Here is a 19,878-nt window from a genome sequence, read left to right as displayed (position 1 = left end):
TGCCCGGCCTTGAGAACGATGAATTACTTCGCGACAACGGCCTTTTCCGGGTCAGGCGGGAATGACGGATCGGTCTTCTTGCCGCGCAGCAGGTCGAGTGCATAGTTGAGCTGCACGTCGTCCTTCGGATCCGGCGGGACGTATGCGACAGAGCCCGAACCTTCCTCAGTCTCGCTCTGGCCCTTGATGTGGCCGCGCAGGGCGGATTCGCCCTCGGTCACCATCTTGCCTTGGAGATCGGCCGGAAGAGGCTCTTCCACCTTGATGTCAGGTGTGATGCCGGTGCCCTGGATCGAGCGGCCCGACGGTGTGTAGTAAAGCGCGGTCGTCAGGCGCAGCGCGCCGTTTTCGCCAAGCGGAATGATCGTCTGAACCGAACCCTTGCCGAATGAACGCGTGCCGAGAACGGTGGCACGGCGGAGATCCTGGAGAGCGCCGGCAACGATTTCCGATGCTGAAGCCGAGCCGCCGTTGATGAGGACGATCAGCGGCTTGCCATCGGTCAGGTCGCCCGGGCCAGCATTGAAGCGGCGGGTTTCGTCCGGATTGCGGCCACGGGTGGACACTACTTCGCCGCGCTGCAGGAAGGCGTCGGAAACATTGATCGCCTGATCGAGCAAACCGCCGGGGTTGAGACGCAGGTCAAGGACAAAGCCCTTGAGCTTGTCGGCCGGAACGGTCGCCTTGATCTTCTGGATCGCCTTTTCGAGATCCGGATAGGTCTTTTCGGTGAAGGAGATGACGCGCAGGTAGCCGACATCATCTTCAACACGCGACTTGACCGCCTGAACGGCAACAACGTCACGTACGATCGTCAGTTCGATCGGTTTGTCGGCGCCCTTGCGGATGAGCGTCAGCTTGATCGGCGTGTTGACGGCGCCACGCATCTTTTCGACGGCGTCTTCGAGCTTCAGGCCGCGAACAGACTGGCCGTCAATTTCCGAGATATAGTCGCCGGCCAGAACGCCGGCCTTGGCAGCCGGAGTGTCGTCGATCGGAGTGATGACCTTGACGAGTTCGTCCTCCATAGTGACTTCGATGCCGAGACCGCCGAACTCACCCTTGGTCTGGGTGCGCATGTCTTCGGCGTCCTTCGCATTCATGTAGCTGGAATGCGGATCGAGGGAGGAGAGCATGCCATTGATGGCACTTTCGATCAGCTTGTCCTCGGCCGGCGGTGTTACGTATTGCGCACGCACGCGTTCGAAGACGTCACCGAATACCGAAAGCTCCTTATAGGTCGATGCTCCCGCCGCCTCTGCAGGCACGCCTGCGGAGTAAATGACGCTCATCGCGGTCGCGCCCATCAATGCGCCGACCAGAACAAGAGAAGCCCTACGAATCATTGCGTGCCTTTCCAGTGTCTTTGGCGGTCCACCACGGTCGGGAATCGACCGGTTTACCGTCATTTCGAAACTCAATGTAAAGCGTTGGCCGATCTGTTTCCAGCGCCAATGCTGTCGCGCTTGCCACTCTTTTCGCACCCATCACGGCGAGCGGCTCGCCTGAGAAAACGAATTTCCCTTGACGGGTGCTGATCGTATCCATGCCTGAGAGAACCAAGTGATATCCGTCGCCAGCGTCGAGAATGATCATCTGGCCATAACTGCGGAAAGCGCCGGCAAAAACCACCAGCCCGTCAGCAGGGGCGGTCACCACCGTTTCCGGATTGGTCGCGATCGTTATTCCCATGGCCTCGTGTCCGGTGCCGTCGGCATCGCCGAACTGGCGCAGAATATCGCCTGCCACAGGCAGCTCCAGTTTCGCCTTCAGTTCTCCGAAGGGATATGCGGGCGCAATGCGGTTTTTATCAGGCACCCCGCTGTCGGCCAGGGCCTTTGCCTGGGCGCGCTGTTCGTCGGTCAGGAGCTTGCGGTTCTCCTCCGCCTGCCGGGCGGCAGCCGCGGCGTCGCGCACCGAGGCAATCTCCGTCTCCATCGAGGCGACGAGGCTTTCCAGCGTTGTCGCCTTGCTCGCAAGCTCCTGCGAACGCTGCTTCTCGGCTTCCAGTTCGACGGCGTTGGAGCGGCTCAACTTGTCGTTTTCGGCAAGCAGCAGGTCCATGCGGCGCTCCTCCTCCAGGCTGTTTGCCATGGTGGTGGCCAGGCCTTCCTTCTCCTTGGCGCTTGCCGTCTGCAGTGCCGAGAGGTCGGCAAGATCAGCCGCGAGCTTTTCGGTCTCCTTGCGGATGCCGGGAACCACGGCGCCGAGCAGAATGGCGCTGCGGACGGAAGCAAGCGCATCGTCAGGTGTCACGAGAAGGGCAGGCGGCGGGTTGCGGCCCATGCGCTGGAGGGCGGCAAGAACCTCGGCAAGCAGGCCGCGGCGCTCGTGCAGCGAGCGGCGGATGCCGTCTTCCTTGACGCCCAGCTCGGCGAGCTTCTTTTCGCTGTCGAGGATCTTGCCTTCGAGAGATTTGCGGCGAGTGGCGGAATCGATCAGCGCCTGGCGGATGTTCGCCGTGCTTTTTTCCAGATTGTCGATGCTGCTCTGAAGCTCTGTCACCTTGTCAGAGGAAAGGCTGATCGTTTTCGACAGCTTTTCCAGCTCGGTTCTCGTCTCGTCGCGTTTCTTTGCAAGTTCGGCAGCAGGATCAGGCGGAGGCTGTTCGGCAGTTGTTACTGGAGCGGCCGGTTCGGCAGCAGTTGGTGGTGGCGGAGCATCCTGCGCCTGCACGGCAAAGGGGTTTCCCGAAATGGCAATGACAGCCGCGCCGAGCCCTGCGGCAACGGCCGGCAGGAACAGGCGGGATCGCTTGGGGGCAGCTCTCGTCATGCGTGTCGGGGTTTACTCGTTCAAATCGCCCGGAACCTAAGCTGATTTGGGGCTGTTGACCAGAAAGTTTGAAGGAGAAGGGGCCGGGAGGCAAAACACGGCTGCGTGACCATTTTAGGCTGCATCAGACACGATGATAGGGATGGCCGGAGAGGATGGTCACGGCGCGGTAAAGCTGCTCGGCAATCAGCGTGCGGACGATCTGATGCGGCCACGTCATCTTGCCAAGGCAAAGGGTCATGTCGGCTCGGTCATAGAGGGAGGGATCGAGACCATCCGCGCCACCGATTGCGATCGTCAGGTCGCGTTTGCCCTGATCGCGATAGTTGCCAAGGAGATTGGCGAAAGCTTCGCTGTCCAGCGCCTTGCCGCGCTCGTCGAGGAGAATGAGGATGCTGCCTTCCGCTAGCGATTTCAGCAGCATAGCCGCCTCCTCGCGCTTGCGGGTTTCCGCATTGGAGGCGCGGCTTTCGGCCACTTCGGCGATACGAGAGAATTCCAGTCCGACTGCGGGACCGGCCTTTGCAAAACGGTCGAAATAACGGGCAGCAAGATCCTTTTCGGGGCCGGACTTCAGCCGTCCCACCGCAAAAAGACCAATTCGCATTCATCCGCTCCTGCTGTGCCGCCCTTTCGAAGCGCAATGTGAACTTTCCGGCCCGCCATCCAAGGCAGGCCCGGCCAGTTATCACGTGTCAGGCGCCGGACGAATGCCGGGCTGCCTGTTCAGTGCCGCGTTTCCTCGTCCATATCCGGAGCCGCCCACATCTTTTCGATGTTGTAGAATTCGCGGATTTCGGGACGGAACACATGCACGATGATGTCACCGGTATCGATCAGGATCCAGTCACCACCTTCCTGACCTTCGACGCGGGCAGTACCGAAGCCCTCGTCCTTGAGATCAGTCAGAAGATGATCGGCGATCGCCATGACGTGCCTGTTCGAGCGGCCGGAGACGACAACCATGTAATCTCCCAGGGCCGATTTTCCGGCAATGTTGATGGTGACGATATCTTCAGCTTTCGAGTCCTCGAGGCTGACGAGGACGGCTTCCAGAGCACGGGCAGCGGCATCGGCGCCACGTTCCGCACCCTTCGGGACAACGGCGAGCGTTTTTCCCTTGGCGTGTACTGTTGTCAGTGCTTTCCCTTTCCTGGAATGACAAACTATGCACAACACAGATCCGGTGCAACCAGATCATGGTTAAGATAGGCATCAAACCATTAACGTTTCAAGACGCGGCGCAGCATGCGGACGGCCGAAAACCGCATTTGGCGTCACGAAATCGAGATTTCGACCCTCGGTCGAGATGGAGGGGCGGTGTACAGCGTCTGCGGTCGAGCGTAAAGTGCCGGCGACCTCTGCAAATTTCGACCGATATGACCGAAGCCACCAAAAATCCGCTCACACCCGTCCTGCGAATCACCTTTCCCGACGACGATCGCCTCGGCCACGGCAAGATGGAACTGCTCGAGCATATTCGCGAGACAGGTTCGATCTCGGCGGCCGGCCGCGCCATGGACATGTCCTATCGTCGTGCATGGATGCTGGTTGCCGAGATGAACCGCATGTTCAAGGCCCCGGTGGTGGAATCGCAGCGCGGTGGCCAGAAGGGCGGCGGCGCTGCGCTGACGCCGTTCGGGGAGGAACTGCTGGCGCGCTTTCGCGGAATGGAAAGGACCGTGCGCGCCAGCCTAGCCGACGATCTCGCCTGGCTGCAGGCCAACTGTAATCTCCAACACGAAAGCCGAGGCTGATCAGGCTTCCAGCGCAACCGTCTTGATGACGGCGAAGGCCGGCATGCCAAGCCGCAGGTTCAGGCGCTCGCGGGACAATGCGGTAATGCGCGACAGTACGGCGTCGCCGGCGCAATCGAGGCGGATCTCGACGGTTCCATCCTCCGCCGGCGAAACCTGTGTTATGGTTCCTGCCAAAATGTTGAGTGCGCTCAAGCCCTTCGGCTTCCGCGTTGCCAGCATCACGTCGCGCGCAGGGATGCGGATGCGCACAGGCTTTCCGGCAGCCGGCGCGACACCCGGAACATAAAGCCTGCCTGATTTCAGCAGGATCGTTGCAATCCGATTGGTCGGATCGACGCTTTCGACCATGCCTTCCAGCACGGCACCGGCTTCCTTCCTGTCTTCTGGGAGAAGCGACGAACGGCTGAGGACTTCCACTGCCGGGCCGGCCGCTTCGACCTTGCCGTCGCGCATGACGACGACCTGGTTGGCCAGGCGAGAGACTTCGGAAATCGAATGACTGACATAGACGATTGGAATATCCATCTCGTCGCGCAGGCGCTCGAGATAGGGCAGGATTTCGGCTTTGCGGGCCTCGTCCAGTGCCGCCAGCGGTTCGTCCATCAGCAGCAGGCGGGGCGAGGAAAGCAGCGCACGGCCGATCGCGACGCGTTGCTTCTCGCCGCCCGATAATTTGGAGGGGCTGCGGGCAAGTAACTGGCCGATGCCAAGCAGGTCGACGACGTAATCGAAACTTTCAGTGCGTGTGGATTTCGGCGCGAACCAGCGGCCATAGGAGAGGTTCGCCCGGACGCTCAGGTGCGGAAAGAGCCGCGCCTCCTGGAAGACATAGCCGAAACGGCGCCGGTGACGGGGAATGAAGATGCTCTTTGCCGTATCCGTCAGCACCTCGCCTTCGAGCAGAACGCGACCTTCGGCCGGTCGGGTGAGGCCGGCGATGATGCGGATCATTGAGGTCTTGCCGGAGCCGGAACGACCGAAAAGCGCCGTCACACCGCGCTCGGAGGTGAAAGCGGCATCGAGTCCGAGGGCGCCGAGGCGATGTCTTGCTTCGACAATAAGTGTCATTCCGGATCGATCCTCCGGCCGGCGAGATAGGTGAGGAATTCCGAAGCGAGCAGGGCGAGCATGGAAATCACGATGGAAACAAGGGTGAGCCGCATGGCGCCGGAATCGCCACCCGGCACCTGGGTAAAGGTGTAGATGGCGGCCGACAGCGTCTGCGTTTCGCCGGGAATGTTAGAGACGAATGTGATAGTGGCGCCGAACTCGCCCATCGCTTTGGCAAAGCAGAGGATCATGCCGGCAATGACGCCGGGAATGATGAGTGGCAGCGTGACTGTCAGAAAGACCCATAACGGGCTCGCGCCAAGCGTCCCCGCCGCTTCCTCCAGCTTGCGGTCGACGGCTTCGATGGACAGGCGAATGCTGCGCACCATCAGCGGAAAGCCCATGACGCCGCAGGCAAGTGCAGCGCCCGTCCAACGGAACGAGAGCACGATGCCGAGATATTGATCGAGCAGGCTGCCGATCGGGCCACGGCGACCGAAGAGGATAAGAAGAATGAAGCCGGTGACGACCGGGGGTAGGATCAGCGGCAAGTGAATGATGCCGTTGAGCAACGACTTGCCCCAGAAGCGGCCGCGAGCAAGCAGCAGGGCAACGAGGATACCGAGCGGCAGGCTTGCTGCCATGGCGACGAAGGAAACGCGCAGGCTCAGCAGGATCGCCGTCCATTCCTCATCGCTCAAGCCGAACATATCCAAGCGTCATCTTCTCCGAAACATAGAAGGTCTGCGAAGCGAGCCTTCACGCTAAGCTCTGAGCGCTAATTTCGCATTTATTTCAGGATCGTGAAGCCCTGGGCAGTGAAGAAAAGAGCAGCCTTATCCGACTTCAGGAAATCAAGATAGGCGGCGGCATCCGGGTTCTTGCTCTCGGCGAGCAGTGCGATCGGATAGATGATCGGCGGGTGAGAATCGGCTGGGAAAGCACCGACGATCGTGACGCCCTTATCGGCGGCGGCATCCGTCTGGTAGACGATGCCATAGGGTGCCTCACCGCGGGAAACGAAGGCGAGTGCGGCGCGCACACTTTCCGCATAGGCGACCTTGGTTTCTACGGACTTCCAGACGCCGAGTTTGTCGAGCGCCGCCTGCCCATACTTGCCGGCCGGAACTGACTTGGGTTCGCCCATGGCAAGCTTGCCGTCGCCGAGCAAGCCGGCGAGATCGAAGCCCTGCTTGATTTCAACCGGCTTCTGTTTGTCGCTTTCGGCGACGAGTACGAGGCGATTGCCAAGAAGGTTGGAACGCGTGTCCGGCTTGATCAGCTTTTTGTCGGCAACGTAATCCATCCAGTTCACATCGGCGGAAATGAAGACATCGGCCGGGGCAGCATTTTCGATCTGCTTTGCCAGTGCGCCGCTTGCCGCGTAGGAGGCGACGGCTTCCTTGCCGCTTTCCTTCGCCCAGGCGGCGTTGGCGGCGTCGAGCGCATTCTTCAAGCTTGCGGCTGCGAAAACGGTGATCTTTTCGGCGGCTGCGGCGGGTGCGGTAAGCGCTGCTGCGCCAAGCCAGATGGCCGAAATCGCGGCGGTTGCCAGTTTCATCCAGCGGCGCCGGTTATGCATGATTTTCTCTCCAGGTTCGAAATATCTAGACGGATATAACGGCGAGAGATATTTGGCTAGGGTTGCGTTTCATAAAATATAACGGCAGCGAAAGGCGGTTTTCCCGCACTGCGTCCTCACGCATTCGTGAAGCGCATGGCTTATGGCGGACCGAAAATTACTGAGGTGAAATTGTGGCGATTCAGTTGGCAAATGGCAGGTCGAAAGGATGACGGGATTGAATCGATCTGTTTTTGCTGATTAAAATGGCAACTGATGTCGCCATATCGTCGCGAGGCTTGCGTTATACGCATTGCTGCAATGCACCAGTATATATTCACCTTCTGAACAAATGTGCTAAAACACAATCATCCGACGGCTTCTCCTCCTCCCATAGCCGTCCGATAGGATCGACAACACTCCTCCTCCCAGTTGTCGATCAAGTTTTAAGCCCGACGCACCTCCTCCCGCGTCGGGCTTTTCATTTTCGGCAACTTCCGGACAATCCGATTTATTCCGCGGCCTTGTGCAGATCGCTGTCGCGGATGGCGGTCGAGCTCAAGGTTGAGCGCGGGCCATGAATGAAGGTCCAGGCGGGCGCCGGCTTCTTCCAGAGAATGCGGGCATCGTCTTCGTCAATGCGGGCAAAGGCGAAGGTTTTTGCCATTTTCGACGAAAGGTAGGAGAGCGTCGAGCCCGGCCGGTCGATAACGGCGATCGGGAAGGTGCGCGCGATATTCTGCCATTTCTGCCAGCGATGGAAATTCTCCAGGCTGTCGGCGCCCATGATCCAGATAAAATGCACATGCGGATTGCGTGCCTTCACGCGGGCGAGCGTGTTGGCCGTATAACTCACGCCAAATGACTGCTCGAAGGCTGTGACCTTGATATGCGGATCGGTAGCGATCGCCTCACTGCGTGCGATGCGCTCCGAAAGCGGTGCGAGATGGTTGCGGCTCTTCAGCGGATTGCCCGGTGTCACCATCCACCAGAGCTGATCGAGCCCCAGGCGGCGGATGGCGATCTCGGCGACAAGGGCATGGCCCTCATGCGGCGGATTGAAGGAGCCGCCGAATAGACCGACGATCATGCCGCGTTCGCTGTGCGGCATGCGAAGATAGCGCCGGTCTATCTGCTCTTTGGTCACGTCAGGGCCGCGTTTGTCCAGTGCCGCGAACGCGGTATTTGAAGGAGGTCAGCTGCTCGACGCCGACAGGCCCACGCGCATGCATCTTGCCGGTGGCAATTCCGATTTCCGCGCCCATGCCGAATTCGCCGCCATCGGCAAACTGGGTGGAGGCGTTGTGCAGCAAGATGGCCGAGTCGATCTCGGTGAAGAAGCGCTCGACGACTTCGGGGTTTTCGGCAAGCACGGCTTCGGTGTGATTGGACGAATATTTCTGGATATGGCCGATCGCGCCGGAAATGCCGTCGACGACGGCAACGGAAATGATCGCGTCCAGATATTCGGTCGACCAGTCTTCTTCGGTTGCGGGTTTCAGGCCGGGCACGACCTTGAGAACTGCAGCCGAACCGCGAACCTCGCAACCGGCTTCAGTCAAAACCTCGATCAATGGCTTCAGATGCGTGCTGATGGCGGCCCCGTCAACGAGCAGGGTCTCGGCTGCGCCACAGACACCGGTGCGGCGCATCTTGGCATTGACGATGATATTCTTCGCCATTTCGAGATCGGCGGAGGCATCGACATAGATATGGCAAAGGCCTTCGAGATGAGCGAAAACCGGCACGCGCGCCTCGCTCTGCACACGGGCAACGAGGCTCTTGCCGCCGCGCGGCACGATGACGTCGATTGCGCCATGAAGCCCGCGCAGCATGGCGCCGACAGCGGCGCGGTCGGCAACCGGTACGAGCTGGATCGCGTGTTCCGGCAGGTCGGCTGCCTTGAGGCCCTCGACCATGCAAGCATGGATCGCGGCGGACGAACGGCGCGAATCCGAGCCACAGCGCAGGATCACGGCATTGCCGGCCTTCAGGCACAGCGCGCCGGCGTCGGCCGTCACGTTCGGCCGGCTCTCGAAGATGACGCCAATGACGCCGAGCGGCGTGCGGACGCGCTCGATCTTCAGGCCGTTCGGGCGATCCCAGGCGGCGATCACTTCGCCGACGGGATCGGCAAGGGCGGCAATGGCGCAGATGCCTTCGGCCATTTCCGTGACACGCTTGTCGTTCAGCGTCAGGCGATCGATGAAGGAGGCGAGCATGTCCGTGCCTTCTACATCCTTCAAATCCCTGGCATTCTCCGAAAGGATATGGGCCTTGTTCGCCAGGATGGCATCTGCCATGGCGTTCAAAGCTTTATTCTTGGCGTCGGTTGGAGCAAAGCCCAATGGTCGCGCGGCGGCCTTTGCCTTGCGGCCGATGTCGTTCATCAGCGCGTCAATGTCCGGGCTCTGCGCAACTGTATCAAGCATAGCTTGCGTCCTTCTTCTGCCTTTCCGATTTCGAACCGATCTGCACGGTCATCACCATATCGTCACGATGGACCATGGCGGCGCGGCCGGGATAACCGAGGATCGCCTCGATCTCAGCCGATTTACGGCCGGTGATCTGGCGGGCTTCCTCCGCGTCGTAACCGACGAGCCCACGAGCGATCTCGCGACCGGAGGGAGCAATGATCGCGACCGTGTCGCCGCGAGAAAAATTGCCGGAGATGCTGCGCACGCCAGCCGGAAGCAGGCTCTTGCCGGCGCCGAGAGCTGTGACGGCACCTTCATCGAGATGCAATGCGCCAGCCGGCTGAAGCTGTCCGGCAATCCAGGTCTTGCGGGCGGTAACGGGCGTGCCTGATGGTGCAAACCAGGAGGAACGCGCGCCCCTTTCGATTGCTGAAAGCGGACTATCAGGCTTGCCTGACGCGATGACCATGGCGCAGCCGGAGGTCGTCGCGATCTTGCCGGCATCGATCTTGGTGCGCATGCCGCCGCGCGAGAGTTCGGAGGCGGCGCCGCCAGCCATGGCCTCGATTTCGGGGGTGATTTCGGCAATGGTTTCCAGGAATTGTGCATCCGGATCGAGATGCGGCGGCGCGGTATAGAGACCGTCGATATCGGAAAGAAGGATCAGCAGGTCGGCGCCGGTCATCGTGGCGACACGCGCAGCAAGGCGATCGTTGTCGCCATAGCGGATTTCGCTGGTTGCCACCGTGTCGTTTTCATTGATGATCGGCACGGCGCCGATCTTCAGAAGCTGGTTGATGGTGGCGCGGGCGTTGAGGTAGCGGCGCCGCTCTTCGGTATCGCCGAGCGTCAGCAGGATCTGGCCGGCGACGATCTCGTCGCGCGAAAGGCTTTCCGACCAGGCTCGTGCCAGCACGATCTGGCCGACTGCCGCTGCCGCCTGGCTTTCTTCCAGCTTCAGCGCGCCGGAGGGAAGATCGAGCACCGACCTGCCGAGAGCAATGGCACCTGACGATACCACGAGGACATCGACGCCTTTGGACTTCAGCGCGGCGATATCGGCGCACATCGCATCAAGCCAGGCTTTTTTCAGACCGGTCTTGCGGTCCACCAGCAAAGCAGAGCCGATCTTGATGACGACGCGGCGATAGCGGTCCAGCGGCTTACGGCTACTCATCCGCCTCGTCCTCGTCGCTCAGGATCATGTCGCGATGGCGCAGCTTCGGTGTCTTGGCCGGTTTTTCTTCGGTATTGGCTTCGACGATGATGTCGCGCAGCGCGCGCAGCACTTCCGTCATTCCCTTGCCGGTGACGGCGGAAATGAGAAATGGCGTCTTGCCGCAGGCCTTGGCGAGTTCCTTGGCCTTCTTCTTCAGGGTCGCATCGTCGAGTACGTCGATCTGCGAGAGCGCGACGATTTCCGGTTTGTCGACCAGGTCGTTGCCATAGGCTTCGAGCTCGTGCTTCACCGTCTTATAGGCCTTGCCGACCTTTTCCTCCTGGGCGGAGACCAGATGCAGCAGCACGCGCGTGCGCTCGACATGGCCGAGGAAGCGGTCGCCGATGCCCACGCCCTCATGCGCACCTTCGATAAGGCCGGGAATATCGGCAAGGATGAATTCCCGCTCGTCGATGGTCGCGACACCGAGGTTAGGGTGCAGTGTCGTGAAGGGGTAATTGGCGATCTTCGGCCGGGCGCGTGTCACGGAAGCAAGGAAGGTTGACTTGCCGGCATTCGGCAGGCCGACGAGGCCGGCATCGGCAATCAGCTTCAGGTGCAGCCAGATGGTCTTTTCTTCGCCCTCCAGGCCGGGATTGGCCCAGTCCGGCGCCTGATTGACCGAAGACTTGAAGTGGGCGTTGCCGAAACCACCATTGCCACCTTTGGCGAGGCAGAATCGCTGGCCTTCTGCAGTGAGGTCGCAGATCAGCGTTTCCTGATCCTCTTCAAATATCTGCGTACCGACAGGAACCTTGAGCGTCACATCGTCGCCATTGGCGCCGGTGCGGTTCTTGCCCATGCCATGCATGCCGACCTTGGCCTTGAAGTGCTGCTGGTAGCGGAAATCGATCAGCGTATTGAGGCCGTTGACGGCCTCCACCCAGACGTCGCCGCCGCGCCCGCCGTCGCCTCCGTCAGGCCCACCGAACTCGATGAATTTCTCACGGCGGAAGGAAACGCTGCCCGCGCCACCATCACCCGACCGGATATAGACCTTTGCTTCATCGAGAAATTTCATTTTACTTCCAGTACTCAGTGCGTTTGGGCGACCCCTCTTGGCCCATTCGATATAGGCGGTTCAGGCGGAGGTCAAAGAATATCGTGATTTTTGCGAGCTATAACATACAGTACGGGTTCGGTCTCGATGGCAGATACGATCTGGAACGTATCGCCAAAAGTCTCGAAGGCGCCGACGTCATAGCTTTGCAGGAGGTGACGAGGGGCTTCGTCCGGAACGACTATGCCGACATGCCGGCTGATCTCGCGGCCCTGTTTCCCGACCATTTCTGGGTGTATGGACCGGCCTGCGACATGCACGCCGTGGCGTCGGAGGGGCAGGTTTCTCCGCCGCGCGGCACCCGTTTCCAGTTCGGCAACATGGTGCTGTCGCGCTGGCCCATCCTGTCGACGCGAACGCTGCTTCTGCCGCGCAGTCGCACGGTAGAGAAGATCAATCTCCAGCGCGGTGCCACCGAAGCCGTTATTGCCGCACCAGGCGGCGCGATCCGGGTCTATTCCGTTCATCTCGACCATGTTTCCGCCGACGAGCGCATTGCGCAGCTTCACCATCTCACCGACCGCATCAATGCCTTCATTCAGGAGGGCGGGTCCCTGAGTGGTGCCCACGAATTCGGGCTTTCCGAGCCGCCGCTGCCGGACGATTATGTCGTTATGGGCGACTTCAACATGGAGCCGGAATCGCCGGAATATTGCGCCTTTGCCGGATCCGTCGACCGGTTTTACGGCCGCACGGCGCGGATCGGTACGCCGATCGACGCCTTTGCGGCGCTCGGAGCCCATATGCCGGGAAGCTACAGCTGGATGGATCCGAAAGATCACGGCAAGCGCATGCATATCGATTACTGTTTCGTCAGTTGCGGCCTCAAGGACCGGTTGAAATCCGCTGTCATTGATGCGGATTCCCTGGGTTCCGATCATTTTCCCCTGCATGTCGAGATCGGCGATTGAGAGGACGCCGCCCTTAAAGCGTACCGCGATCTTTCAGATCACTCACCTCGCTTTAAGGTCTTTGTTTCGTGCATGTCTTTATCGCAAAACCGCTGCGCACTTTTGCGCGACATGCATCAGTGCGGCGTCCTTTCGATGTCAGGCAACCTGTCTCTGTTGAAGTGCGCCAGGCTGAAGCACGGTTTCGATATGGGCGACCATGGTGTTGCGGGCGAAAGAATAGATTTCGCTGCAGCCGGTCATCCGGAAGCCGAGCTTTTCCTGAAGCCGAAGCGAAGCAGGGTTGTCGGCAAAGACGCCCGAATGAACGGGAATGTCAGGCATGCGCTGCGAGAAACGCTCCAGCGCTGCTTCCGCCGCCTCGCTCATATAGCCGCGCCGCCAGTAGTAGCGGTTCAGCCAGTAGCCGAGGTGCCAGCGGCCATGACGAAGTTCGATCGACACATTGCCGATATGGACGTCATCACTGCCTGTTATCGCCAGAACCCAGTCCGGCAGGACGCCTGATGTGACCGGAACCAGCCAGTCCAGCGCATCCTGGCGGTCATAGGGGGCAGGGACGCGGGCCAGCATTCTGGTGACCGCGAAATCGGAAAGCGATTCCGCAATATCAGGCGCGTCGCTCAGCCTGTGGGGGCGGAGCGTCAGCCTTGCGGTCGTGATGACCGGCGCAGGGCCGGGCATCATGGGCTTGGTCTTGGGCCTCTGCAGGGCAACGGCGCTCATGAGATTACCCCCCAGCTTCTCAGCGACATCCAGGTCTTGCGGTCGAGCCGGTACCATTCGACCGGCACGTTGCTGCCGAGCGCCAGCGAGGCGGCAAGGCCGGATCCCTGGAACTGGAAACCGCACTTCTGGATGACGCGGCGCGAGGCAACGTTCATGACCCGGCAGCGGGCATCGATCTGCTCGACCTGCTGGCGCGTCCTGAACACCATGTCGACGAGGGCATGGCAGGCCTCGGTCATATAACCGTGGTTCCAATAGGGTTCGCCCAGCCAGTAGCCGATCTCGACGGTCTTCTCGTCGGTGTGCAGTTCTACCCCGCAGCACCCCATGAAGGCGCCGTTTTCGGCCTTGGTGATGGCATAGACGCACTTGCCAATCTCGCCATTTCGCGTACGCCAAACAAAGTCGGCGGCATCATTGGCGGTATAGGGGTGCGGCATACGCGATACCATGGTGGCGACTTTGGCGTTGTTGGCGAGATGGGCAAGGGCGTCAATGTCTTCCTCGTGGGGCGCGCGCATGACGAGCCTTTCCGATAACAAGACAGGGCAATCGGTCCTTAACCGCTCCGGCCTCAGCCGTTCCTTGGGAGACCGCTGGTCTTCCCTGGGTGACCGTGATTGGTCGACCCTCATCAATTCGCCTTGCATGTTCAGTCCTCCTGTTTGGACAAAGAAAAAGGGGAGATGGCGCCCCATCTCCCCTGTTTTCTGGACTGAACCTGGTATGGCCAGCCGGGTCGATGAGACGCCGGCTGTTTTAGAGCGCTACCGGCTTATTCCGCTGCTTCCGCTTTCGGCATTACAGACACGTACACGCGACCATTGGCCTTCGTTCGGTAGTCCACATTGCCAGCCGTAAGTGCAAAAATAGTATGATCCTTGCCGAGGCCGACATTGGCGCCCGGATGCCACTGCGTACCGCGCTGGCGAACGATGATGTTGCCGGCTACGACGTTCTCGCCGCCGAACTTCTTCACGCCGAGGCGCTTGGATTCGGAATCGCGACCGTTGCGCGAGGAACCGCCAGCTTTTTTATGTGCCATTGGAGTTCTCCTTTAAACCTGAAACCCGTTGATCTTACTTTGCGGCCACGATGTCCGTGATACGGACAACCGTGTGATGCTGGCGATGGCCGCGCGAACGCTTCGAATTCTGACGACGACGCTTCTTGAAGGCGATGACCTTCTTGCCGCGGGTCTGGTCGACGACTTCCGCCTTGACGGAGGCGCCGGCTACGAAGGGCGCACCGATCGCCGCGTCGGCACCTTCGCCGATCACGAGGACTTCGGTGAATTCAATGGAGTCGCCAGCGGAGGCTTCAAGCTTCTCGATGGTCAGCACGTCGTTGGCTGCCACACGGTACTGCTTACCGCCGGTCTTGATGACTGCGAACATTATTTTATCCTTTCATGTTCGATCCAGCTCTCCCCGCTACAGGCAGGTGGCTGTCTTCTTATCAGTCGAAGTTAAGCAGGAATTTCAGGGGACGGGCCCGGAACTCTGGTCTGCCAGTGAAACCCCACGCGAGCGCGAGGCGGCCAGGGGCGGACTACTCCGCTCCTATTGCCGATGCGGGATACGCGAGTGACAAAAAAGTGTCAAGGCAAAAGGATGGAAAAGCTTGAGATTTCGGCTTGCCAGTCTGTCATTTGCTCGTTATGAGAACGCCCGCGCCGAACAAGCGCCGACCAAGACTGCGGAGAGGTGGCAGAGTGGTCGAATGCACCGCACTCGAAATGCGGCATACCTGCAAGGGTATCGTGGGTTCAAATCCCACCCTCTCCGCCATAACGCTCCAAGCACTTGATTTTCCAGCAAGCTACTGAAATATCGAATGTTTCGAGTAATCTATTGTAGTTCGCTGCCAGGCGGAGCTTATGATCGCGCAGCAGCTCGTCCGACGAGATGACGGGCAATGGGCTTTCTGCGTCGCTGTTCCCGAATACTTCGTGAAGCCACAACGCCGATACCTTATCAATAAAATCAATTTGTTGAAGTGAGTCTCAGCTGGCGTTTGGCGAATATTTGGTAGCCACCTCGCCGATGTTCTTATCATGTTCGCACGAGAGATGGAGTCGGTAATCAATCTGGGCGAATTGCTTTTCAAGGCAATGCTGGTGAACTGCCGTCATGACAAAGCCGCCCCGCAAGCCTTCCAAGCCGCTCCGCAGCCGATCGCGCCGGCGGCGAGATCCCGGTCAGCCTAATCTGCCTCTCGATCCATGCCGGCGCGTATCGTGCCGTGTCGGGCGTCAGGGAGGGCACGGTTTCTGATGACCGCCGACCCGGAATTGAATCAGGCCGAAGGCCGGCAATATCGGCGGCAGACGGCAGATCGGGAGATGGCCGCTCGCAGCTACCTGAGCCTAAATACGGCGATTTTGCTGGGGATCCTGTTTATTGCGATCGTCTTCAGGTTCCACAAGATCACCTTGCCGCTGGTCGACGGCTTCAGCTGGCGCGAGACAAGTACTGCGATGATGGCCGACAATTTCCAGCAGCGCAGCTGGAACATCCTCTTTCCGGAGGTCAGCTGGACTGGCCCCGGACCAAGCTATCAGGGCCGCGAATTCCAGATCGTCAGTTACCTGACGTCCCTGCTCTACCAGCTCTTCGGCTGGCACGACTGGTTCGGCCGTGTGGTTGCGGCATTCTTCGGTCTGGTGACGGTGTTTTCGCTGCACAGGCTTACGGCGCTCGGCTGGGGTGAGATGCACGCCCACGCCGCGGCACTTGCCTACACCCTGATGCCGGCGGCTATCATGATCGACAGCTCGTTTCTTCCCGATCCCGCGATGCTGGCCTTGGTCACTCTTGGCATCTGGCTGTTTGCCAAATACTGGATCGGCGGCAGCGGCTGGCTCTTGCCGCTCGCCACGGTCAGCTTCTCGCTCGGCGCGCTGTCGAAACCGCCAGGCATCGTCGCCGGCGCCGTCGTCTTCTATCTGATGATCGGCTGGATTCTGGAGAAGAAACGAAAGCAGGCGACCTGGGTCTTCCTGTCGGGGCTTTTGAGCCTGGCCATCATTGGCGCTTATTTCAGCTGGGCGATTTATCTCGGCCGCAGCTATCCGCCGTTTCATGTCGCCGGCAGTGGTGGCTATATCTGGGATGACGGCTTTTGGACATATGTCAAAGACAGGTTCTACTTAAAATCCGCCTGGAGCACCTCGGTCTTATGGTTCTACGGGTATCCGTTCATGATGCTGTTCGTGGTCGGCTTGTGGATGCCGCCCCGACCCGCGGAAGACCTGAAGCAGCGCACGCTTTCGGCCATTCCCTATGTGTGGCTGGCTGCGGCCATGATCCTCTATCTGGCAGCGGCGGGAGAGATCACCAGCAACGTGTGGAACTTCCACATCTTCCATGTGCCGGTCGCGATGTTCTGCGGCCACGGCGCGCTTCTTCTGGCAACGTTTTCATCGAGAACCATCCTGACACCGGCGGCCGTGCTTCGCTCGATCTGCATCGTGGCGGTCGCGCTTGTCTGGTCGACCTTTCCCCTCGTCAGGGCGATGAAGAAGCCAGTCGCCATGAAGGGTATGCTGCTTGGCGAGGAACTGGCGCGGTTGGCGCAACCAGGCGACCTTGTCGTCGCCATCGCATCCGAGGTCGGCGATCCCGTCGCAGTCTACTACAGCAGGGCGCGCGGCTGGGTGTTCCCGCCTGGTGGAGGCAATGTCGAGTGGTCGAAATTCGTCGCGGATGACGCCACCGCGATCGCGCAACTCGAAGAACTGCGCGCGCAGGGCGCGGATCTGTTTGGCGTGGCCAAAAACGCCACCGACAAGGAGAACCGGCAGTTCGTCGAGCATCATGATGGGGTCATCGACTATCTGAACAAGACCGCAACCAAGCTTGTGGATTCGGATGATTTGCTGGTCTACAGAATCACCCGCCCATGAGAGCTGCGACTAAAGTCGCCAACCGCTGCTCTCAGCGCAAGACAACAATTGACTGGCTGAGATGCTGCGATCGTAAGAAAGGGCGAGGTAACCCGCCCTTTTTGTGTTTCTCGTCTGGAGATCATTGGGGCAAATTCAAAGATCCTCGATCTTGAGATCCACGTCGAGGTCCGTGGCATCCGATTGCGCCGCCGAAGCAGGTTGGAGGTTCCCAAGCAAGGAGGAGATTGCATTGTCTCCGACGAAGCCCGCCTCTTTCAACAATTGGTCGAGGACGGGCTTGTTTGCCTGATAGTTCAGCAACTGGCCGGCGAGCCCGTCGCCGAGCCCGATATTTCCGCCCCTGGCATCGCTGCCGTTGCGTCCCAACATGCCGCCGGTGTCGAAGATGCGGATATCGGAAATTTTCTCGATTGGCTTCACCGCCTCTGCCAGCGCCTGCGGGATGATGCGGATGCGCTCGCGCAGGATTTCGTAGTCGATAATCGCCGCACTCAGCCGATTGCGCGCTTCATTCAGCAGGGCTTCGCTCTCGGCCTCGGCCTTGCCGGTCTCCAGGATGCCCTTCGCCTTGATGATTGCGGCGTCTGCCTCAGCCACTGCAAGCGTCTTGATGGCGTCCGCCTGGTCGACGGCGGCCTGCTTCTCGGCTTCGGCGCCGACGGTCACGGCTGTCGCCTCGGTTTCCGCCTTCTTGCGGGCGTCGATGACAGCGATCTGGCGCTCGCGTTCGGCGATCTCGACGGCCTTTGCCGTTGAGACTTTTTCCTCAGCCGCGATAGCCAAAGCTCTTGCCTGTTCGGCCTTTGCCTTTGCCTCGGACTCCTCGCGGCTCTTTGTCGCGACGGCAATGGCGCTTTCCTGGGAAACGATCTGCAAGTCGCGGCGAGCTTCGGTGTCGCGTTGCTGGACGGCGCGGGATGCGTCGATATTTGCGCTTTCGCGGACCTGCTTGGCGAGGGCCTCACGTTCGGCAATCGCCTGTTCGGTGGTGATGCGGGCTTCTTCTTCCGCACGCTTGGCAGCTTGCTCCTGCTGGGCGGTTTCTGCGCGCGTTGCGGCCGACTTGTTGGCGATATCGCGTTCCTGGTTCAGTTCCGCCTCTCGTTTTGTGCGTTCGATAGCGAGTGACTGCTGGCGCGCTTCGAGATCTTTCTGGGCGATGGCGACTTCCGTGTCGCGTACTATCTCGTTACGCTCCTTCTTCCGGCTCTCGGTAATGCGGGTCAGTGTTGCAAGGCCCTGCGCGTCGAAGAAGTTATTCGCATTGAAATGCTTGATATCCGTCTGGTCGAGGCGGGTCAGAGAGACGGATTCCAGCTCAAGGCCGTTTGATTGCAAGTCGGCGCCCACGGCTTCCTGCACCGCCTTGACGAAGTCCATGCGCTGCTCCTGCAGGGCATCGAGGTTCATGGTGGCTGCGACGGAGCGAAGACCGTCCACGAATTTCGCCTCGATCAAAATCCGCAGCTGTTCCGCATCATTGGTGCGATCGCCAAGGGTTTGCGCTGCAAGCGCGATCGATGAGGCGTCCGGTTTGACGCGCACATAGAATTCCGCGCCGATATCGACCCGCATGCGATCCTTGGTGATGAGCGCGTCACCTTCGCCACGCCGAACCTCAAGCCGCAGCGTCTTGAGATTGACGCGCGCTATCGATTGAAAGATCGGGAGGACGACCGAGCCGCCATCAAGGACGACCTTCTGGCCGCCAAGACCGGTGCGAACATAGGCCTCGTCCCGGCTGGATCTGGTGTAGAGCGTTGCGAAAACCAGGCCGATGCCCAGGATCAGTACAAGGCCGATAATGGCCGGCAATAGCAGATCGAATATCATGGTGACTCCCCAGTATATGTATCTGGCGCCTTCAGCATGTCTGACGGCGCAGTGATGGCTATGAAAACATTGGATTTATGGTCGACAATGAGGACCTGGGCGCCGATTGCCATGGGTGGTTCGTTCGGCGCGGCTTTCGCCCTGAACGTATGCCAATTGCTGTGCCGGTCCTTGATCCGAACACGGCCGGGCAGCCCTTGATCCAATGGCCCGACTGTCACTTCGCCAGTCCTACCAATGAATTCGGCGAGGTCGACGGCATAGGTCTCATCACGTGGCACGAGCCACCCGACGATCCTGGTCAGGGAACGGACTTCAGGGATAGCGACAAGAAAAGCAGGCACCGCGGCCACGAGTGTCGGCAAAGGCAACCAAAGGGTTCGGGCAATCGCCTGGAAAACAAAGCCGTTTATGGCAAACATGCCGAGAAACAGCATCAGCAGCACCAGAACCGGAACTCCACCATGGTTGAGCCATGACAGAAGCCCCGACATGCCACTGCCGTGATCGTCGGGCAACGCCTTTTCGATCAGTTCGCTGAGCGAAAACCCAATCAAAAGGCAGCACATTTCCAGAAGGGTTAGTGCCGCCAGTATGATTGCCGCAATCGCAAAGGGGGTGGAGTGAGGGTCGAGGAAAAGATCCATCGGCGT

The 19,878-nt window shown here is 59.9% G+C and carries 20 protein-coding genes, 1 tRNA gene and 1 pseudogene; 5 read left to right on the top strand and 17 right to left on the bottom strand.

Annotated features, from left to right (window positions below; translation table 11 throughout):
- Positions 1–23: 23 nt before the first annotated feature.
- The 4 genes from KQ933_RS19345 to rsfS form a co-directional block, all read right to left on the bottom strand.
- Positions 24–1,346, bottom strand: coding sequence for a S41 family peptidase (locus KQ933_RS19345; RefSeq protein ID WP_216756354.1), 1,323 nt, complete (start codon positions 1,344–1,346; stop codon positions 24–26).
- Positions 1,336–2,745, bottom strand: coding sequence for a murein hydrolase activator EnvC (locus tag KQ933_RS19340; protein WP_216758953.1), 1,410 nt, complete (start codon positions 2,743–2,745; stop codon positions 1,336–1,338). The genes KQ933_RS19345 and KQ933_RS19340 overlap by 11 nt, the downstream gene beginning before the upstream one ends.
- A gap of 154 nt (positions 2,746–2,899) precedes the next feature.
- A complete protein-coding gene (gene rlmH / locus KQ933_RS19335) occupies positions 2,900–3,382 on the bottom strand; it encodes a 23S rRNA (pseudouridine(1915)-N(3))-methyltransferase RlmH (RefSeq protein WP_216756353.1) in 483 nt (160 codons plus the stop codon).
- A gap of 119 nt (positions 3,383–3,501) precedes the next feature.
- Positions 3,502–3,945 (bottom strand): ribosome silencing factor, encoded by a 444-nt coding sequence (rsfS, locus tag KQ933_RS19330; protein WP_216758952.1) that lies wholly within the window; start codon positions 3,943–3,945, stop codon positions 3,502–3,504.
- A 209-nt stretch (positions 3,946–4,154) separates the two neighbouring features.
- On the opposite strand from rsfS, the gene KQ933_RS19325 reads away from it, so the two are divergent.
- The gene (locus KQ933_RS19325) at positions 4,155–4,532 is read left to right on the top strand and encodes a winged helix-turn-helix domain-containing protein (RefSeq protein WP_216756352.1); all 378 of its coding nucleotides are present in this window, start codon (positions 4,155–4,157) and stop codon (positions 4,530–4,532) included.
- Here the strand turns inward: KQ933_RS19325 and modC are convergent, their stop codons facing one another.
- From modC to obgE, 7 genes are all read right to left on the bottom strand, one after another.
- Positions 4,533–5,603, bottom strand: coding sequence for a molybdenum ABC transporter ATP-binding protein (gene modC / locus KQ933_RS19320; protein ID WP_216756351.1), 1,071 nt, complete (start codon positions 5,601–5,603; stop codon positions 4,533–4,535). It lies immediately after the preceding gene.
- Positions 5,600–6,301, bottom strand: a complete 702-nt coding sequence (gene modB / locus KQ933_RS19315) for a molybdate ABC transporter permease subunit (RefSeq protein ID WP_216756350.1) — start codon at positions 6,299–6,301, stop codon at positions 5,600–5,602. Before modB ends, modC begins: the two co-directional genes overlap by 4 nt.
- 74 nt (positions 6,302–6,375) lie before the next feature.
- Positions 6,376–7,167, bottom strand: a complete 792-nt coding sequence (gene modA, locus KQ933_RS19310; protein WP_216756349.1) for a molybdate ABC transporter substrate-binding protein — start codon at positions 7,165–7,167, stop codon at positions 6,376–6,378.
- A 490-nt stretch (positions 7,168–7,657) separates the two neighbouring features.
- Positions 7,658–8,257: a nicotinate-nucleotide adenylyltransferase gene (locus tag KQ933_RS19305; RefSeq protein WP_253958333.1), complete on the bottom strand. Its 600-nt coding sequence runs from the start codon at positions 8,255–8,257 to the stop codon at positions 7,658–7,660.
- Positions 8,258–8,294: 37 nt separating this feature from the next.
- Entirely contained in the window at positions 8,295–9,578 is a 1,284-nt protein-coding gene (locus tag KQ933_RS19300) for a glutamate-5-semialdehyde dehydrogenase (RefSeq protein WP_216756347.1), read from the bottom strand.
- Entirely contained in the window at positions 9,571–10,740 is a 1,170-nt protein-coding gene (gene proB / locus KQ933_RS19295; protein ID WP_216756346.1) for a glutamate 5-kinase, read from the bottom strand. Before proB ends, KQ933_RS19300 begins: the two co-directional genes overlap by 8 nt.
- Positions 10,733–11,803: a GTPase ObgE gene (obgE, locus tag KQ933_RS19290; protein ID WP_183734536.1), complete on the bottom strand. Its 1,071-nt coding sequence runs from the start codon at positions 11,801–11,803 to the stop codon at positions 10,733–10,735. The genes proB and obgE overlap by 8 nt, the downstream gene beginning before the upstream one ends.
- Positions 11,804–11,886: 83 nt before the next feature.
- On the opposite strand from obgE, the gene KQ933_RS19285 reads away from it, so the two are divergent.
- Positions 11,887–12,753, top strand: coding sequence for an endonuclease/exonuclease/phosphatase family protein (locus KQ933_RS19285; RefSeq protein WP_216756345.1), 867 nt, complete (start codon positions 11,887–11,889; stop codon positions 12,751–12,753).
- A 138-nt stretch (positions 12,754–12,891) separates the two neighbouring features.
- Here the strand turns inward: KQ933_RS19285 and KQ933_RS19280 are convergent, their stop codons facing one another.
- The 4 genes from KQ933_RS19280 to rplU all read right to left on the bottom strand — a co-directional run bounded on the left by KQ933_RS19280 (position 12,892) and on the right by rplU (position 14,879).
- The gene (locus KQ933_RS19280; protein WP_216756344.1) at positions 12,892–13,479 is read right to left on the bottom strand and encodes a GNAT family N-acetyltransferase; all 588 of its coding nucleotides are present in this window, start codon (positions 13,477–13,479) and stop codon (positions 12,892–12,894) included.
- A complete protein-coding gene (locus KQ933_RS19275; protein WP_216756343.1) occupies positions 13,476–14,132 on the bottom strand; it encodes a GNAT family N-acetyltransferase in 657 nt (218 codons plus the stop codon). The genes KQ933_RS19280 and KQ933_RS19275 overlap by 4 nt, the downstream gene beginning before the upstream one ends.
- Positions 14,133–14,257: 125 nt before the next feature.
- On the bottom strand, positions 14,258–14,527 hold the full coding sequence (gene rpmA, locus KQ933_RS19270; RefSeq protein ID WP_113429721.1) for a 50S ribosomal protein L27: 270 nt from the start codon (positions 14,525–14,527) through the stop codon (positions 14,258–14,260).
- Between the two features lie 34 nt (positions 14,528–14,561).
- Positions 14,562–14,879 carry a 50S ribosomal protein L21 gene (rplU, locus tag KQ933_RS19265; RefSeq protein ID WP_007824851.1) on the bottom strand — a complete coding sequence of 106 codons (318 nt, stop codon included), beginning with the start codon at positions 14,877–14,879 and terminating at the stop codon, positions 14,562–14,564.
- A gap of 303 nt (positions 14,880–15,182) precedes the next feature.
- On the opposite strand from rplU, the gene KQ933_RS19260 reads away from it, so the two are divergent.
- From KQ933_RS19260 to KQ933_RS19255, 3 genes and pseudogenes are all read left to right on the top strand, one after another.
- A tRNA-Ser gene (locus KQ933_RS19260) sits at positions 15,183–15,272 on the top strand.
- Positions 15,273–15,614: 342 nt separating this feature from the next.
- Positions 15,615–15,751: pseudogene (locus tag KQ933_RS33475) on the top strand (ATP-dependent DNA ligase); the annotation flags it as partial.
- Positions 15,752–15,757: 6 nt separating this feature from the next.
- Positions 15,758–17,389, top strand: a complete 1,632-nt coding sequence (locus KQ933_RS19255; protein ID WP_216756342.1) for a glycosyltransferase family 39 protein — start codon at positions 15,758–15,760, stop codon at positions 17,387–17,389.
- Positions 17,390–17,524: 135 nt separating this feature from the next.
- Here the strand turns inward: KQ933_RS19255 and KQ933_RS19250 are convergent, their stop codons facing one another.
- Together KQ933_RS19250 and KQ933_RS19245 are read right to left on the bottom strand one after the other, a co-directional pair.
- Positions 17,525–19,225, bottom strand: a complete 1,701-nt coding sequence (locus tag KQ933_RS19250) for a flotillin family protein (protein WP_216756341.1) — start codon at positions 19,223–19,225, stop codon at positions 17,525–17,527.
- Positions 19,222–19,872, bottom strand: a complete 651-nt coding sequence (locus KQ933_RS19245; protein WP_216756340.1) for an OB-fold-containig protein — start codon at positions 19,870–19,872, stop codon at positions 19,222–19,224. The genes KQ933_RS19250 and KQ933_RS19245 overlap by 4 nt, the downstream gene beginning before the upstream one ends.
- Positions 19,873–19,878 lie beyond the last annotated feature (6 nt).

Source organism: Rhizobium sp. WYJ-E13 (assembly GCF_018987265.1).
Classification (GTDB): Bacteria; Pseudomonadota; Alphaproteobacteria; order Rhizobiales; family Rhizobiaceae; genus Rhizobium.
Note: the sequence above shows the minus strand (reverse complement) of the source record. Positions and strands in the feature narration are given on the sequence as shown.

Coding starts and splice junctions, on each gene's coding strand:
- KQ933_RS19345 (WP_216756354.1), bottom strand. CDS start 1,346: ATGATTCGTAGGGCTTCTCTTGTTCTGGTCGGCGCATTGATGGGCGCG.
- rlmH (WP_216756353.1), bottom strand. CDS start 3,382: ATGCGAATTGGTCTTTTTGCGGTGGGACGGCTGAAGTCCGGCCCCGAA.
- KQ933_RS19325 (WP_216756352.1), top strand. CDS start 4,155: ATGACCGAAGCCACCAAAAATCCGCTCACACCCGTCCTGCGAATCACC.
- modC (WP_216756351.1), bottom strand. CDS start 5,603: ATGACACTTATTGTCGAAGCAAGACATCGCCTCGGCGCCCTCGGACTC.
- modA (WP_216756349.1), bottom strand. CDS start 7,167: ATGCATAACCGGCGCCGCTGGATGAAACTGGCAACCGCCGCGATTTCG.
- KQ933_RS19305 (WP_253958333.1), bottom strand. CDS start 8,257: ATGCCGCACAGCGAACGCGGCATGATCGTCGGTCTATTCGGCGGCTCC.
- KQ933_RS19300 (WP_216756347.1), bottom strand. CDS start 9,578: ATGCTTGATACAGTTGCGCAGAGCCCGGACATTGACGCGCTGATGAAC.
- proB (WP_216756346.1), bottom strand. CDS start 10,740: ATGAGTAGCCGTAAGCCGCTGGACCGCTATCGCCGCGTCGTCATCAAG.
- obgE (WP_183734536.1), bottom strand. CDS start 11,803: ATGAAATTTCTCGATGAAGCAAAGGTCTATATCCGGTCGGGTGATGGT.
- KQ933_RS19280 (WP_216756344.1), bottom strand. CDS start 13,479: ATGAGCGCCGTTGCCCTGCAGAGGCCCAAGACCAAGCCCATGATGCCC.
- KQ933_RS19275 (WP_216756343.1), bottom strand. CDS start 14,132: ATGCAAGGCGAATTGATGAGGGTCGACCAATCACGGTCACCCAGGGAA.
- rpmA (WP_113429721.1), bottom strand. CDS start 14,527: ATGGCACATAAAAAAGCTGGCGGTTCCTCGCGCAACGGTCGCGATTCC.
- rplU (WP_007824851.1), bottom strand. CDS start 14,879: ATGTTCGCAGTCATCAAGACCGGCGGTAAGCAGTACCGTGTGGCAGCC.
- KQ933_RS19255 (WP_216756342.1), top strand. CDS start 15,758: ATGACCGCCGACCCGGAATTGAATCAGGCCGAAGGCCGGCAATATCGG.
- KQ933_RS19250 (WP_216756341.1), bottom strand. CDS start 19,225: ATGATATTCGATCTGCTATTGCCGGCCATTATCGGCCTTGTACTGATC.
- KQ933_RS19245 (WP_216756340.1), bottom strand. CDS start 19,872: ATGGATCTTTTCCTCGACCCTCACTCCACCCCCTTTGCGATTGCGGCA.